Source organism: Ruegeria sp. YTSC192 (assembly GCF_059609705.1).
Genome location: NZ_JBXWMG010000006.1, coordinates 167,393 through 182,182 on the forward strand (window position 1 = coordinate 167,393; position 14,790 = coordinate 182,182).

The following is a 14,790-nucleotide window of genomic DNA, read 5'->3' on the forward strand; positions in this document are numbered from 1 at the left end:
CTGGGTTTCGGCTTACTCTGCGGCCTCCGCCACTGGCAGGACCGAAATGAAGGTGCGGTTTTTAAGTCCCTTGTGGAACTTCACGGCGCCATCGGTGGTTGCAAAGATCGTGTGGTCTTTGCCAATGCCTACGCCTTCGCCCGGCCAAAACTTGGTGCCGCGCTGACGCACGATGATGTTGCCTGCGATGGCAGCCTGGCCACCATACAGTTTCACGCCAAGGCGGCGACCCGCTGAGTCGCGACCGTTACGGGAGGAACCGCCAGCTTTTTTATGTGCCATTCTCTCTCTCCTTAGCCTTTAGCCAGTTCTTTGGCCTGTTCGATCCAGCCTTCACGCTCGATCCGGCCTTTGAACGACAGTTTCTCGTCCATAACAGCTACATCTGCTTCCGTCCATGCCGCGATCTGGGCAAAGGTGGTGATGCCTGCTTCGAGAAGCTTCTTCTCAAGCGCGGGGCCAACACCGGACAGTTTCTTCAGATCGTCTGTGCCTGCTTCAGCAGCGGGTGCTTCGGCTTTGGCAGCTTTCTTGGCCGGTGCTTTCTTGGGTGCAGCCGCTTCGACCGCAGCCGCAGAAACCGAACCGGTTGCAGCTTTGATGCCCGACTTGTCAGCGCCCGACGACAGGATGTCGGTGATTTTGACCAGTGTCAGTTTCTGACGGTGGCCAACAGTACGCTTCGAGCTGTGCTTACGACGGCGTTTGACGAATTTGATGACCTTGTCACCTTTGATCTGATCGATCACTTCGGCCTGTACGCCTGCGCCATCAACGAAAGGCGCACCAACAACAGGCGCGTCGCCGCCCAGCATCAGAACATCGTTGAATTGAACTTTTTCACCTGCGTCGGCAGCCAATTTTTCAACACGGAGCACATCGCCCGCCTGAACCTTGTACTGCTTGCCGCCAGTCTTGAGGACCGCAAACATGCGTCTTTCCTTTTCTAACCCGCGTTCTGTGGTCCCCTAGCGGGTGTTTTTGGCCCCAAGAAACTTGCAAGCCACCTCGAACAGCGTGCCCTGTTTGGGCTATGTGGAAGACCCCGCGAGGTTTCGAAGGGTCATATAATAACGACACCCGGCGCGGAGAACCGGCCGGGATGCGCGCTTATCCACATAATGAAAAGCAAAGTCAACACCCAAGACCGGTCATAGATCCGAGGATTGCCACACCTGCGCCACCGCCGCGCCCAGACGGTACGAGATCCCATCAAACATCTCGTCAAAGCCGTTGAACAGGGCCGCGTTCAGCGCCTGCCCGGTCTCGGTGCGGGAAAACGCGATATTCTCACGCATCTCAACCTCGTCCAGCGGTTGATAGGCCATAAGCAGAAAGGAATACAACCATGTGGTCGTTTCAGCCGTCACTGTGTCTTTCTGCGCCAGCAACCCATCCAGAACCTCTTCGTATTCAGCCAGACTGTCGCCGTAGAGTCCCAGGAAGAAGTTGTAGTCCGCACTCAGCGAACCTTGGACATTCTGGTCAATCAGGTCGTTCGCGCGGATATATTCCTCGACCAGTTCGAACCGGGGCGAGTCGGGTTCCGTGCCCTCATAGGCCTCATTCGCCATCTCTTCGATCGCCTCATCGGCAAAGGCTTTGCGGGCAGAATTCTCCAGCGTAACGATCGCCTGCCCCAGATCGCTCTCGAAGAAAACAATTGCCTGATCCATCTGCTCTTTCGTCATACCCTCGGCGAAGGCTTCGGTCAGACGGGACTTCATCCAAGAATGGTTATAGATCTCCTCAACCTGATCGTGAAACAGCGGGCCTCCGTCACCATCCAAAAGGCTCTCTTCGAGTTCCTGCTGATGGACCATGCCTTCGTCGATCAAAATTCTCACAACCTGATCCAGCTTCATGGCATGGGCCAGCCGATTGGCCCGCTCATTCGCGACAGCTGGCAACGCGCAGAGAAACGCCACGACTAAGGCAAGTGCCAGACGCATCAGATATCCTGAGCCGGATGAAGGTCAGCCATCCGAACTGCCAGAACCTCGAACCGCATGGCCATGATCTCGTACTGGATCGCGTTCAAAAGCTCATAGACCTCTTGCATCAGGGGCTGTTCAAGCGCCTCGGCATAAGCCTCGACCTCGGCGTCCGAGAAATCCTGATAGGTGTAAGCCGCCCCTGCCAGCGCCGACAGCTGCAAAGCCTGACGCATCCCGGCCTCATTCTGCCGCAGCATCAACCGCAGCTCATCCGCGTCCAACTGCAGATCGATCACACCAGACGCACTGGCCGCCAAAAGAAACCGCAATTGGATTTCCTGCAAGGCGCGCAGCGAGGTCCCGCTGGCATCTATCGCAGTGTTCATCCGCTTGAGCTGCTCCACCCGGGGCGAGCCATCCTGCACCAGGCCAGCCACGATCTCCTGCCCCTCCTGCTGCTTGGCCTCTTCATCCTCATTCAAATGCGCGGCGTTTTCGACCTCGACCAGTCTTTGCCCCAGATCCGAGGCATAAAACTCGACCGCATGGGTCAGCGCCTCATCGCTTAGCGTCTCTTCGAGAATCGAGACTGCCGTTTCGTGCATGAGCTTGGTATCGAACACCTCTTCGGTCAGGCGGGTCCAGTCCGATCCGAAGCCATCAGGATCAATGCCTAGCATCTCGGGGGCAGATCCCGACGCCAGCGCGATACTTTCCAGCGCGACATCAAATCCGGTGGTATTCAGGAAAGCTTCGATCCGGTCGCGATTGGCCGCAGCCGAAGAAACAGGGACCAAAACAAGCGCGACAAGCAGCGCGAGCAATGGGACAACAGAACGCTCAACTCGATTTCTCATACTTATCAGCCTAGGTGTTTTGTTGCGGCTGGCAATGGAAAATCCAAGGAATGTGAATTCTGGGAATTTTCTGCTTGCACCCCTGCGCGTTCCTCACTAAATCCCCCCCTCACAGACCCCCGCGGAGAGGTGCCGGAGTGGTCGAACGGGGCGGTCTCGAAAACCGTTGTGGGTGCAAGCCCACCCAGGGTTCGAATCCCTGTCTCTCCGCCATAATTTCCACATGGCAGCTTTGTTTCACAGACTGACAGGTCCGTCGTCGTTTCACAGACCGACAGGTCCGTCGTCGTGCACAAAGAGAGGGGCTGGCTAAGACCCCCTCATCCAGCCCCCCTCACACCACCCCTCACATTCAACCACAAAGTGAGAGATCAGTGCCTCTATAGGCCGTTAGGCCAATTTCTTAAACAAGACGTTACTGGCTATTTCGGCAAACGAACCCGATAGCAATCCCCAAAATGTCTCAATTACCCTGTCTGACAGGAGCGTCGGTCATTTCGAGATCATTGGCAGTGAAGTCGATCACACAAGACAATAAATTCAACCAAGCGGTAAAAATAATCTTGAGCAGGCTGCACTTAGCCCAGCTCTCTCGTGCGTGGCCACTTCTGCAACGGCTGGACAAGACGGGGCGCTGCGATATCTTCGAAACGCAAGGCAAGGCTGTGACCGGTTGGCGTTTTGTTGCCATATCGGGCCGCCCAATCAGCGTAGCTTGGCCCAAACAGGTATTCTGCTGAGAAATCACAAGAATTCCCCCTTTGCGTCGTCCTAGAATTGAAACATCCCAGCGACACAAATTCCAAAAGGAGACACATAATGTCGCGCACTTTTCTAATCATCATCGTCCTCGTCGGTCTTGGCGCGGGCGGGTATTTCTATCTCAACCAACCCGAACCAACCCCGGCTGAAAGGCTTGAGGCCGCAGCCCAAGATGCAGGCGACGCGGTCAGCGAGGCGGCCTCGGCCGTACAGGATGCAGCAAATGAAGCGCTTGAGTCGGCTTCCGATCAAGCCAGCGAAGCGGCGTCATCCCTGACTGACCAAGCGTCAGAGGCTGCGTCATCTGTCGCGGATCAGGCCACGGATGCAGCCAACTCGATCGCGGACCAAGCGTCTGAGGTCGCGGATCAAGCCGGCGATCAAGTTGCTTCGCTGGCCGGGCAAGGCCAAGAGCTGTTCAATTCCTGGGTTCAGGACGGCATGCTGACAGCTCAGAGCTTCGACTATGAAGCCATGGTCGCCTCGGTCCAAGACAGCGAGATGGCACAGGGTGTCAAAGATCAGGTGATCAAGATCCTGGACGAGATCAAGGCCTCGCCCGAGGCAGTTCTGACCAAGCTTCAGGACCTGCAAAATGCGATGAGCCAATAAGGGGCGGGCCGTCCCTGGCGGCCTTCACCACATGCCGCAACGTTAGCTTGCAGCAGAATTGACGCGGCGCGGGGCTTTTGTTTGGCTTGATCCAACCAAAACCCCGCGCCGCTTTTCTTTGCCTTAGGGCTGCAACCTGACCCGGTTGCCCAGGCGCAACTCAAGGACCGAGAAATGACCGATTTGCCTTCCTCGATGCGCGCCGTTGTCTTGAAACATGACGGCTATTCCGGAACCATGACAGGCCCCGCAATCAAAGACGCCGCCGAGTGGTTGGATGATGCCGAATTGCCCGTCCCTGCCCCTGGTCCGGGACAAGTTCTGATCCGGCTGCGCACTGCCTCGGTCAATCCGTCAGACATTCACTTCATCAAAGGCGAATATGGCCAACCCCGTACCAGAGGCGCCGCTGCAGGCTTTGAAGGCTGCGGTGATGTCGTGGCCGCTGGAAAAGGGGCGGAAGGCCTGCAGGGCCAGCGTGTCGCCTTTGTCGCCGCCGGTTCAGGGGCGTGGGCCGAATATGTCGTGACCCAGATGCAAATGTGCATCCCTCTTCGACCGGACATCTCGGACGATGACGGGGCTGCGCAGATCGTCAATCCTCTGACCGCGATGGCCATGGTCGATATGGCCAGGGAAGACGGCGACGCGTTTGTTGTTTCAGCCGCCACAAGCCAATTGGGCAAGCTGATGTGCAGCCTTGGGCGGGATCTGGGCTTGAAACCCATCGCCATGGTGCGGCGCGCTGAAACTGCTCCGATGCTGAAAGAGCTGGGTGCAGCGGAAGTTCTGGTCACAACGGATGCTGACGTTACGCACCAATTTGCCGAACTGAGCGCCAAACTGAAGCCACGCGTCTTTCTCGACGCCGTTATGGACCCGCTATCCGAGCAGATTTTCTGCGCCATGCCCAATCGCGCGCGCTGGATCTGCTATGGCAAACTTGGCAGCGACGCCCCGACCCTGACCCAAACGGGGCAGCTGATCTTCATGGGCAAACGGATCGAGGGGTTCTGGCTGACCAACTGGATGATGACCACCCCTCCGGCTGACCAGATGCGCGTTGTGGCCGAGGTTCAGGCACGCTTCGCGGACGGGCGCTGGAAAACGGATGTATCCGAGCGTCTGACGCTGGGTTCCCTGATCTCCAACCTTGCGAACGCTTTGAAAACGAGCGACGGGAAAGTGATGATCACGCCCTAACCCCTTAAACAGAAAAAGGGCCCGCGCTTGCGAGCCCTTTTGAAATTCGTTTTTCGCAGCGATTAACGCTTGGAGAACTGGAACGAACGACGCGCTTTGCGCTTACCGTATTTCTTACGTTCCACAACGCGGCTGTCGCGGGTCAGGAAGCCAGCGGCTTTCAGAGCACCACGCAAGCTGGGATCGTACAGCTGCAGCGCTTTCGAGATGCCGTGCTTGACCGCACCGGCCTGACCGGTCAGGCCACCGCCTTTGACGGTTGCGACAACGTCGAACTCACCTTCTACACCGGCAACCTGAAACGGCTGGCGCAGGATCAGCTGCAGAACGGGACGCGCGAAATACTTGTCCTGGTCTTTGCCGTTCACGGTGACCTTGCCGGAACCCGGCTTGATCCAAACGCGGGCAACAGCGTCTTTACGCTTGCCGGTGGCGTAGGAGCGGCCCAGCTCGTCACGCACGGGTTCACGCGCAATGACTTCCTCAGTCACGGTTTCAACGCCTGCGACGGCGCTCAGCTCTTCGAGAGTATTGATCTGATCAGCCATCGGTCATTAGCTCCGGGTGTTTTTCTTGTTCATGGACTTCACGTCCAGAACTTCGGGCGCTTGCGCCTCGTGGGGATGCTCGGCACCGGCGTATACGCGCAGATTGGTCATCTGCTGACGTGCCAGACGGTTGCCCGGCAGCATGCGCTTGACCGCCTGGGTCACGACGCGCTCGGGGTACTTACCTTCGAGGATCTGCTGCTTGGTGCGCGACTTGATGCCGCCCGGGTGGCCAGTGTGCCAGTAGAAGTTTTCTTCACGCTTCTTGCCGGTCATCTGGATTTTGTCAGCGTTGATCACGATGACATTGTCGCCCATGTCCATGTTCGGGGTGAACGACGCTTTGTGCTTGCCACGCAGGCGCATGGCGACGATCGAAGCAAGACGGCCCAGAACAACGCCCTCGGCGTCGATCAGGATCCATTTCTTGTCGATGTCTGCAGGTGTTGCAGAAAAGGTTTTCATGGCAGGAGAGTCCTGTTTGATGTGAAAGACCGCCCCAAGACAGAGCGGTCCGAATTCGATGAAGGGGGTTTAGACCCGCTTGGAATACGCGTCAACACACACAACCAAGTTTTTATTAAGCATTTTCAGTGCCTTATAAATTAGGTATTATTTTACCCCACACTAAACGCTGATTTGCTCAGGTGGATTGTCCAGCAACGCCCGCAGGCGCAGCATCGCGTCCTCGAACCGCTGCAGCGAGACATGCCCATTCATGGCAATGCGCACCGCGTTCGGAGCACGCCCATCACGCAGGGCGAACTCATCTGCCGATCGCAGTTGAATACCCTCACGCTCAGCCGCGCGGCTGAATGCGGCTGCTCGCCAACCCGACGGCAAATGCAGCCAAACAAACGGCACATCGGGCGCCCAGTTCAGATCGAACCCGCCAAGGGCATTCACCGTCACCCGCACATATTCGCCCATCCGCGAGCGTACATCCCGCGCAATCTGGCGCGTACGGAGGTCAGACAGCAGCAAGCGAGTCAATTCCGCGAGAGGCTGCGCAAGACCGAAATACCCATATTCGGCCGAGCGGCGCAGATCCACACTCCGGTCTCTGGGTGCGATGGCGAAGCCGACGCGCAGCGATGGTGTCAGTACTTTCGAAATCGAAGACACGTGCCATCCCCGCTCAGGCGCGAGCGCGCGAAAGCTTGGCTCCTTCGCGTCTCCCATCCGGTAGCAGTCGTCCTCAACGATCTGCACGTCGAATTTCCGTGCGACTTCTACAACTTCCTTGCGCCGCTCCAACGGGGTGTGCAGCCCGGTCGGGTTCTGAACCTCGGGCGACACACAGACCGCCTGCGCTGGTGTCTGACGCAGAACATGTTCCATCGCCGTGGGATCGATCCCCCATTTATCCATTCGGATGCCAACTACATCAGCCCGCATCAACTCTGCCGCACGACGGAACCCGGCATAAGAGAGGTCTTCGACCATCACCACCGGTTTCGGACCCTGCAGAATGGTCTGGAATACAAGGCACAGACCGTTCTGTCCCCCGTGCGTCAGAACAATGTCATCGTCGCTCAACTTGCCGAGCGGCAGGTCCGACAGCCACTCAACCACCGCCTGACGCATGGGTTTGTACGCATCCCGCGTTGGATAGTTCATGAACAAGGCCGGATCAGACTGCGCGACCTTTGCCAGACATTCGCGGATCAGTGACACTTGCCCCATATCCGCAAGCCGTGGGCTGAACAGACTGACATGATTGTCATTCTGCGCTTCCGCCAGATGAAGCTGCCTTGACCAGACATCGTCCAGAATCGGAGATTTCGGAGGCGCGACGAATGTACCACGCCCGACCTCAGCTTGTAGCAAGCCCTCTTCGGTCAGAATCGTGTAAGCTCGTGCGACAGTTCCCGGAGTGATCTGAAGGCGATACGCAAGATCGCGCACAGGAGGCAGTTTCGCGCCGATATCTAAGGCTTTGCTTTCAATTGCTTTTCGTATCGTGTCGGCCACCAGAGTGTACTTGGGACCTTTGGATTTCGGCAATACCTCTGGCCAAATTGTATCCATTACAATTCTTCCTTTGCTTTCGACACAATTGGGAATGTATCAATATTTTGTACCAGGCAGTATTACTTTGTGTCAATACAATTTGAAAGGAAACCCAAGATGACACGCACAATGCACACCCCCGCCCTTACGCTACTGAACGCCAGCCCCCGGCTGCCGCTGATCGCTGTGCTGGCCGTGCGGTTTGCTGCAGCGGTCACTCAATGGGAACGCCGTCGTCGCAGTCGCGTCAATCTGGGAAAGCTGGATGACAGGTTGCTCAAGGATGTGGGCCTGACCCCCGCGCAGGCCGACCGCGAGATCAAGCGCTATTTCTGGCAGTATTAACCCATCCCCAGTCCCAAATTCTTTTTGGGACCTCTTCCCTGGCCGGGGTTCGCCCCCGGCCTTTTTTTATCCGAATTTTGCAGCCGAAGACCCGGCCGGCGGAATGGAATAGGTCATACTGGCCCGAGCAACCGGCAAATCTGACCCGACCGAGTAAATCAAAACATCGCCAACCGCCAAAGTCCGCCCCAGCTTCAGCAGACGACATTGAGCAACCAAATCTGCACCTCCCTCGGGCTTGCGCAGGAAATCCAATGAGCTACTGGTCGTCACCGCCAGAGCTTGGCGCCCCTTTCGCGCCAGAACCATGGCATAAACACAAACATCCGCCAGACCGAACATCGAAGGCCCTGAAACCGTACCACCGGGGCGCAAATGACGGTCTTCTACCACAAGGCGCATGGTGATCGTTTCTTCGGTCAGGTCTTCGACCACGAAGTCGCGATGTACCTGCGGGAACACCTCTTCAAGGTACTGCGACAGCTCGTCTTTGCTAAAAGCCAATCCCATGCTTCCCCTCCTTCACTTCTCACCCTAGAGTTGGCCCAACAGCCAGCGGGAGGGCAAGATGGCAATTTTGGAACGTAACGACACAGGTGCCATCGCGCGGCTGCACATGAACGCACCCGAAAGACTGAACGCGCTGAGCGACGAGATGCTGGCCGCCTTGCAGGCTGAGTTCGACACGCTGCGCGATGACCGCACAATCCGGGCTGTTATTCTCTCAGGCGAGGGCAAGGCCTTCTGCGCAGGCCACGATCTAAAGCAGATGACAGCCGGTCGTCAGTCCGAGGATGGCGGCAAAGCCTATTTTCAGGACCTCTTTAACCGTTGCGCGCGGATGATGATGTCGATTCAATCCCTGCCCCAGCCCGTTATCGCGCAAGTCCACGGAATTGCCACGGCTGCCGGTTGCCAATTGGTTGCCACCTGTGATCTGGCCATCGCCGCCGAAGGCACACGCTTTGGGGTGAACGGCGTGAATATCGGCCTGTTCTGCTCAACCCCTATGGTCGCGCTTAGCCGCAATATCCCAAGAAAGCAGGCGTTTGAGATGCTGACCACCGGAGGTTTCATCTCGGCCGAGCGCGCGCAGGAGCTAGGGTTGATCAATCGGGTTGTCCCTGAAATGCAACTCAACGACCAAGCCCTCGCCTTGGCCGAACAGATCGCAGACAAGCTGGGCGTCGCCGTCAAAATCGGGAAAGAGGCGTTTTATCAGCAACTTCAGATGCCGCTGGATCAAGCCTATGCCTATACCGGAGAGGTAATGGTGCAGAATATGCTGCATCGCGATACCGAAGAAGGCATTTCTGCGTTTATCGAAAAACGCCCCCCGAATTGGTCTCAATAAGACAATTATTCCGAACATTTTTCACTACTGTCGTCATTTTTGCACTTTTCAAAAGGGCAACACTGTGGCAATGCTGGGACGAGGCTAAGGCCTCAGCTACACTTTTGGGTCGCCGTGGGCGGAAGGTCCCTCCAAGCTGGTTTCTCTCACTGGCGTTGACATTCCCGCAGCGGCGACCCCAAGACCTTCACCTTAAGACCCCCCTAAAATCTGAACCATTTGACGGTTGCTCAGTTGCGCCTGCTTGGGCTCTGCCCTATGTGGCAGCGCATGACACAAGCATTGCATATCGTGGGCGGCGGCATGGCCGGGTCCGAGGCCGCATGGCAGGCGGCGGAAATGGGCGTGGATGTTGTGATCCACGAGATGCGTCCCACTGTGGGCACCTTTGCGCACCAGACTGGCAATCTGGCCGAGATGGTGTGTTCCAACTCGTTCCGCTCGGATGATGATGAACAAAACGCTGTGGGTCTGCTGCATTGGGAAATGCGCGCCGCCAATGGTCTGATCATGAATACCGCTGATGCCCACCGCCTGCCCGCGGGCGGAGCACTCGCCGTCGACCGCGACACTTTTGCCGAGGCAGTCACAACCAAACTGCGCGCGCACCCCCGGATCACGGTGACAGATGAAGAGGTGACCTCTCTTCCCGACGACGGTCAGTGGATCTTTGCCACCGGTCCCCTGACCTCGGCCAAGTTGGGTGAAGCTATTCAAGCTGAAACCGGATCAGACGCGCTTGCGTTTTTTGATGCCATCGCACCGATTGTCTATGCCGACAGCATCGACATGAGCCAAGCCTGGATGCAGTCCCGCTATGACAAGGGCGAGACCGAGGAAGAGCGTACCGCCTATCTGAACTGCCCTATGGACCGCGATCAGTACGAGGCTTTCATCGACGCCTTGCTGGCCGCCGACAAAACCGAATTCCACGAGGGCGAAACCGCCGGTTATTTTGATGGCTGCCTGCCGATCGAGGTGATGTCGGAACGGGGTCGTGAAACCCTACGCCACGGTCCGATGAAACCCGTTGGTCTGACCAACCCTCATCAGCCTGACGTGAAACCGCACGCCGTTGTGCAGCTGCGTCGCGACAACGCTCTTGGCACGTTGTTCAACATCGTGGGTTTCCAAACCAAGATGAAATACGGCGCCCAAACCGAGGTGTTCCGCATGATCCCCGGCCTGGAGAACGCCAGTTTTGCGCGCCTTGGCGGGATACATCGCAATACGTTCATCAACTCTCCAACCTTGCTGGACGCACAGATGCGGTTGAAATCAAAGCCCAATATCCGGTTCGCCGGTCAGATCACCGGCGTCGAGGGTTATGTCGAAAGCGCGGCCATGGGGCTTTTGGCAGGTCGACTGGCAGCCGCTGAAATTCTGGGTAAAACACTGCCCGAGTTACCGCAGGACAGCGCCATGGGCGCATTGATCCATCACATCACCGGCGGCGCAGAAGCCAAGACATTCCAACCGATGAACGTCAATTTCGGCCTGTTCCGCCCGGTAGATGGCCTGAAAGGTGGCCGCCGAGGAAGAAAAGACCGCTACAAAGCCTATACGGACCGCGCCAAAGCCGAATGGACCGAGTGGCTCGTACAAAGCTGACTGGACGTTCTGGCACCCGGCAGCTTAACATGCGGATATGAGTGACAAGTTTTTCAAGAACACATACGGGTCGAAATCACCGCAAGACACCCAGGCACACTACCAGAAATGGGCCGCTTCGTATGAGGATTCGGTGGCGGAACAGGGCTATGCCACTCCGGGCCGCGTCGCCAAAGCACTGTGGTCCAAAAGGCCCGAGGCACAGTCCCCCATTCTCGACTATGGCTGTGGCACAGGGTTGTCTGGCCAGGCTCTGCGCTCAGTCGGGTTTGAAGTGATCGACGGAATGGATCCCACGCCAAATATGCTTGAAGAAGCGCGCGCGAAAGAGGTCTATCGGTCGCTGACCGGCTTTGACATCTCTGATCCCGGACCCATTGAACAGGGCGCTTATTCAACCATAACCGCCATCGGAGTGATCGGTACAGGGGCTGCTCCGCCTGAAACTCTGGACCTCCTCATGCACGCGCTGCCAAAGGATGGTCTATTGGCATTTTCTTATAATGATCATACACTTGCCGACCACTCTTATACTTCACGCCTGAACGATTGGCTGGATATGGGGGCCGCGCGCCTGCTGTTTCGGGAATACGGGCCCCACCTGCCCGGTATGAACATGAATTCTGACGTGTACATTATTGAAAAGACGTGAGTTTTAAAACGCGCTTTGCGCCTTCTCCAACGGGTCCCCTGCACCTTGGCCACGCCTATTCGGCGATGCTGGCAAGCGATATGGCTGCGTGCGAAGGAGGCACTTTCCTGCTTCGGATCGAGGATATCGACCAGTCCCGCGCGCGACCACAGTGGGAGGATCAGATCTACGCAGACCTCGAATGGCTTGGCCTTAGCTGGCCGGCCCCGGTTCTGAGGCAATCTGAGCGTATCCAGATCTATGAACAGGCCCTCGATACCCTATGGGCGCGTGGCCTTTTGTACCCCTGCACCTGCAATCGTAAGGATATCGCTGCGGCAGCCAGCGCCCCTCAGGAAGGGGCGCCTCTGCATGGGCCGGATGGGATTATCTATCCCGGCACCTGTCGACAAACAGCCAGCCGACACAGTGAAAAACGGCCTAGGAACACACCACTGAGGCTCGACATGGCTGTAGCGGCGCAATCCGTTCTGTCACAAGAATGCGGCAGTTTTCTTGAACTGGGCATCGGCCCAAATGGGGAAACCGGACGGGTTTCTTTCGACAAAAGCGAATTGGAATCAACGATCGGCGATGTCGTTCTGTCCCGACGCGGCATGGGAACCTCGTACCATCTGTCCGTCGTTCTCGACGACGCGGCACAGGGCATCACCCATGTTGTTCGCGGTCAGGACTTGTTTGAGGCAACGCGAATTCACGTCCTCCTGCAGGCTCTTCTTGACCTTCCGACACCTGCATATTTGCATCACCGCCTGATCCGCGACCCGAATGGCAAACGCCTCGCCAAACGAGACGACGCGCGCGCCATAGCCAAATACCGGGCCGAAGGTGCGACCCCTCAGGACATTCGAACAATGGTCAGTCTTTGACCTGACTTCATCTTTTTGAAAATACTCTCGCCGAAGGCAATGGCGTACGCGCCGTTCACTCCATCGGTTTCATCAATTCGACTTCCTCACCTTCGCGCACAGCCCTGTAGAAACAGGTCCGGCGGTTGGTGTGACAAGCAGCACCGGTCTGACGGATCAGGACCAACAGGCAATCCCGGTCGCAATCAAAACGGAAATCGACCAGCTCCTGAATATGCCCGGACGTCTCGCCCTTGATCCAGAACGCCTGACGCGAGCGCGACCAATAGGTGACGCGGCGCGTCTCTAACGTGCGTTCGACCGCCTGCTGGTTCATCCAGGCCATCATCAACACCTCGCCCGAGGCGTGATCCTGCGCAATGGCCGGGATCAACCCGGCTTCGTTATATTTCAGATCAGACGGATCGAACGTGACTGTGTCAGACATGACAAAAACCTTTTGCATCCCGAGGGCTGACCACTATGTATGGGGAACACGGAACGAGGAAAAGCCATGAGCGGCGAGAACGACCTGATAAAGCTGTACTCCGGGCGGATTCTGGCGCTGGCGGCTGATATTCCGCATCTGGATCGGCTCGATCAACCCGATGCGACAGTCAAGAAACGCTCGCCGCTTTGCGGATCAACCGTAACCGTCGATGTAAAGATGGAAGACGGTCGCGTCAGCGAATTCGGACAGGACGTCAAGGCCTGCGCCCTGGGTCAGGCGGCCGCCTCAGTGGTTGGTGACGCAGTGATTGGCGCCACGCGGGTGCAAGTTGAATCAGCCCGTGATCAGTTGAAAGCTATGCTGAAAAAGGACGGCCCTGCCCCGGAAGCCCCGTTTGATGGCCTCGAGGTTCTGATTCCCGCCCGCGAGTACAAGAACCGCCATGCCTCGATCCTGCTGGCACTTGAGGCAACGGCCGAGGCGATGGAACAGGCCGAACAATCAAACTGCGCCTAAGCTTGGCGTTTAACGCCAAACCTGTTTAGTTTCTCCAATCTTCAGTGGAGGAATAGACTTGAACAACCTGCTCGAACAATTCGTGACGTTGTGGGTTGTGATTGACCCGATCGGAACAATACCTGTTTTCATCGCCGTCACCGCTGGCCTCGGGGCGGCTGCGCGGCGCAAAACGGCGATGCTCGCGTCGCTGATCAGTGCCGGCGTGCTGCTGTTCTTCCTTGTCTTCGGTCAATTGCTGATCGAGGCGCTGGATATAGGGCTGAACTCGTTCCAGGTTGCCGGAGGGATCATCCTGTTCCTGTTCGCATTGACGATGATCTTTGGCGAAAGCAAACAAGAGATCGAACAGCGTGCCGCCGAAGACGACAAAGAAGACAAGGCCCATACACACAACCCGGCGATCTTCCCTCTGGCTGTGCCATCTCTGGCCTCACCCGGTGCGATGCTGGCGATCGTGATCCTGACCGACAACCACCGCTACAGCGCAGCCGACCAGGGGATAACCGCTCTGGTCATGCTGTCTGTCTTGCTCTTCGCCTTTGTTCTGATGCTTCTGGCTGAGCCGATCATACGCCTGATCGGTCATTCCGGCGCGGCGATCATCAGCCGGGTCATGGGCATGATATTGGCCTCGGTCGCCGTGAATTCCGTTCTGTCCGCCATGTTGGAAATCATCCAGACCGGTCAACTATAAAAAAAGGCCGCCGCACCTTTCGGGCGGAAAGGGCGGCGGCAGGCAATGCGTTTCTCGCGTGGGGTCCGGGTCACCGCGCGGGGCCGAGGCATGGCCCCTCAAGGGGTTTGGGACAGGCAGGTCCCCCTTGATTTCACTGGGGATGACAGGCGCGGGCTATTCGGCACGAGATCGCAGGCAAAAAAGGGTTAGAAGCCGACCGGCAGGTGAAGGGCAACCATCAGCATAACGACCAGAGACGCAACACCTGCTGCATCCTGCAGGATGGTCGAGTGCGAGCGCGTGAATACGGTCTTGATCTGGGTCAGCATGGGTCACCTCCGGGTCAGAGAATTAATCCTTTGTTGACCTTTTGTTCTCATATTTCCCCGAGTCGGTAAAGAA

The 14,790-nt window shown here is 57.2% G+C and carries 19 protein-coding genes and 1 tRNA gene; 10 read left to right on the plus strand and 10 right to left on the minus strand.

Annotated features, from left to right (window positions below; translation table 11 throughout):
* Window positions 1-12: 12 nt before the first annotated feature.
* From rpmA to AC2FD8_RS10970, 4 genes are all read right to left on the minus strand, one after another.
* Window positions 13-282 (minus strand): 50S ribosomal protein L27, encoded by a 270-nt coding sequence (gene rpmA / locus AC2FD8_RS10955; protein WP_037306861.1) that lies wholly within the window; start codon window positions 280-282, stop codon window positions 13-15.
* Window positions 283-293: 11 nt separating this feature from the next.
* Complete coding sequence (locus AC2FD8_RS10960) at window positions 294-932, minus strand: 50S ribosomal protein L21 (RefSeq protein WP_496856044.1); 639 nt, start codon at window positions 930-932, stop codon at window positions 294-296.
* Between the two features lie 219 nt (window positions 933-1,151).
* A complete protein-coding gene (locus AC2FD8_RS10965) occupies window positions 1,152-1,952 on the minus strand; it encodes a DUF2059 domain-containing protein (protein WP_496856046.1) in 801 nt (266 codons plus the stop codon).
* Complete coding sequence (locus AC2FD8_RS10970) at window positions 1,952-2,794, minus strand: DUF2059 domain-containing protein (RefSeq protein ID WP_496856048.1); 843 nt, start codon at window positions 2,792-2,794, stop codon at window positions 1,952-1,954. The genes AC2FD8_RS10965 and AC2FD8_RS10970 overlap by 1 nt, the downstream gene beginning before the upstream one ends.
* Window positions 2,795-2,917: 123 nt before the next feature.
* On the opposite strand from AC2FD8_RS10970, the gene AC2FD8_RS10975 reads away from it, so the two are divergent.
* The 3 genes from AC2FD8_RS10975 to AC2FD8_RS10985 all read left to right on the plus strand — a co-directional run bounded on the left by AC2FD8_RS10975 (window position 2,918) and on the right by AC2FD8_RS10985 (window position 5,371).
* Window positions 2,918-3,007 (plus strand) — tRNA-Ser (locus AC2FD8_RS10975).
* Between the two features lie 606 nt (window positions 3,008-3,613).
* A complete protein-coding gene (locus AC2FD8_RS10980; RefSeq protein WP_496856050.1) occupies window positions 3,614-4,168 on the plus strand; it encodes a hypothetical protein in 555 nt (184 codons plus the stop codon).
* A 174-nt stretch (window positions 4,169-4,342) separates the two neighbouring features.
* Window positions 4,343-5,371: an alcohol dehydrogenase catalytic domain-containing protein gene (locus tag AC2FD8_RS10985; protein ID WP_496856052.1), complete on the plus strand. Its 1,029-nt coding sequence runs from the start codon at window positions 4,343-4,345 to the stop codon at window positions 5,369-5,371.
* A 62-nt stretch (window positions 5,372-5,433) separates the two neighbouring features.
* Here AC2FD8_RS10985 and rpsI read toward each other — a convergent pair whose 3' ends face one another.
* From rpsI to AC2FD8_RS11000, 3 genes are all read right to left on the minus strand, one after another.
* Window positions 5,434-5,919: a 30S ribosomal protein S9 gene (gene rpsI / locus AC2FD8_RS10990; RefSeq protein WP_170450743.1), complete on the minus strand. Its 486-nt coding sequence runs from the start codon at window positions 5,917-5,919 to the stop codon at window positions 5,434-5,436.
* A 6-nt stretch (window positions 5,920-5,925) separates the two neighbouring features.
* Window positions 5,926-6,384 (minus strand): 50S ribosomal protein L13, encoded by a 459-nt coding sequence (rplM, locus tag AC2FD8_RS10995; protein WP_298383233.1) that lies wholly within the window; start codon window positions 6,382-6,384, stop codon window positions 5,926-5,928.
* Window positions 6,385-6,546: 162 nt separating this feature from the next.
* Window positions 6,547-7,950, minus strand: coding sequence for an aminotransferase-like domain-containing protein (locus AC2FD8_RS11000; RefSeq protein WP_496856055.1), 1,404 nt, complete (start codon window positions 7,948-7,950; stop codon window positions 6,547-6,549).
* A 99-nt stretch (window positions 7,951-8,049) separates the two neighbouring features.
* On the opposite strand from AC2FD8_RS11000, the gene AC2FD8_RS11005 reads away from it, so the two are divergent.
* On the plus strand, window positions 8,050-8,277 hold the full coding sequence (locus tag AC2FD8_RS11005) for a DUF1127 domain-containing protein (RefSeq protein ID WP_496856057.1): 228 nt from the start codon (window positions 8,050-8,052) through the stop codon (window positions 8,275-8,277).
* Window positions 8,278-8,343: 66 nt separating this feature from the next.
* Here AC2FD8_RS11005 and AC2FD8_RS11010 read toward each other — a convergent pair whose 3' ends face one another.
* Complete coding sequence (locus AC2FD8_RS11010) at window positions 8,344-8,787, minus strand: PaaI family thioesterase (RefSeq protein ID WP_496856059.1); 444 nt, start codon at window positions 8,785-8,787, stop codon at window positions 8,344-8,346.
* 58 nt (window positions 8,788-8,845) lie between these two features.
* Here AC2FD8_RS11010 and AC2FD8_RS11015 point away from each other — a divergent pair, with 58 nt between their 5' ends.
* From AC2FD8_RS11015 to gluQRS, 4 genes are all read left to right on the plus strand, one after another.
* Complete coding sequence (locus tag AC2FD8_RS11015) at window positions 8,846-9,631, plus strand: enoyl-CoA hydratase (RefSeq protein ID WP_496856061.1); 786 nt, start codon at window positions 8,846-8,848, stop codon at window positions 9,629-9,631.
* Between the two features lie 270 nt (window positions 9,632-9,901).
* Window positions 9,902-11,242, plus strand: coding sequence for a methylenetetrahydrofolate--tRNA-(uracil(54)-C(5))-methyltransferase (FADH(2)-oxidizing) TrmFO (trmFO, locus tag AC2FD8_RS11020; RefSeq protein ID WP_496856062.1), 1,341 nt, complete (start codon window positions 9,902-9,904; stop codon window positions 11,240-11,242).
* 37 nt (window positions 11,243-11,279) lie between these two features.
* Window positions 11,280-11,894 (plus strand): class I SAM-dependent DNA methyltransferase, encoded by a 615-nt coding sequence (locus AC2FD8_RS11025; protein WP_496856064.1) that lies wholly within the window; start codon window positions 11,280-11,282, stop codon window positions 11,892-11,894.
* Complete coding sequence (gene gluQRS / locus AC2FD8_RS11030) at window positions 11,891-12,763, plus strand: tRNA glutamyl-Q(34) synthetase GluQRS (RefSeq protein ID WP_496856066.1); 873 nt, start codon at window positions 11,891-11,893, stop codon at window positions 12,761-12,763. Before AC2FD8_RS11025 ends, gluQRS begins: the two co-directional genes overlap by 4 nt.
* A gap of 55 nt (window positions 12,764-12,818) precedes the next feature.
* On the opposite strand, the gene hisI is transcribed toward gluQRS, so the two are convergent.
* Window positions 12,819-13,208 carry a phosphoribosyl-AMP cyclohydrolase gene (hisI, locus tag AC2FD8_RS11035; RefSeq protein ID WP_496856067.1) on the minus strand — a complete coding sequence of 130 codons (390 nt, stop codon included), beginning with the start codon at window positions 13,206-13,208 and terminating at the stop codon, window positions 12,819-12,821.
* A gap of 48 nt (window positions 13,209-13,256) precedes the next feature.
* Here hisI and AC2FD8_RS11040 point away from each other — a divergent pair, with 48 nt between their 5' ends.
* Window positions 13,257-13,709: an iron-sulfur cluster assembly scaffold protein gene (locus tag AC2FD8_RS11040; protein WP_496856069.1), complete on the plus strand. Its 453-nt coding sequence runs from the start codon at window positions 13,257-13,259 to the stop codon at window positions 13,707-13,709.
* A gap of 58 nt (window positions 13,710-13,767) precedes the next feature.
* Complete coding sequence (locus AC2FD8_RS11045; RefSeq protein ID WP_496856071.1) at window positions 13,768-14,406, plus strand: MarC family protein; 639 nt, start codon at window positions 13,768-13,770, stop codon at window positions 14,404-14,406.
* Between the two features lie 188 nt (window positions 14,407-14,594).
* Here the strand turns inward: AC2FD8_RS11045 and AC2FD8_RS11050 are convergent, their stop codons facing one another.
* Window positions 14,595-14,717: a hypothetical protein gene (locus AC2FD8_RS11050; protein ID WP_419737977.1), complete on the minus strand. Its 123-nt coding sequence runs from the start codon at window positions 14,715-14,717 to the stop codon at window positions 14,595-14,597.
* Window positions 14,718-14,790 lie beyond the last annotated feature (73 nt).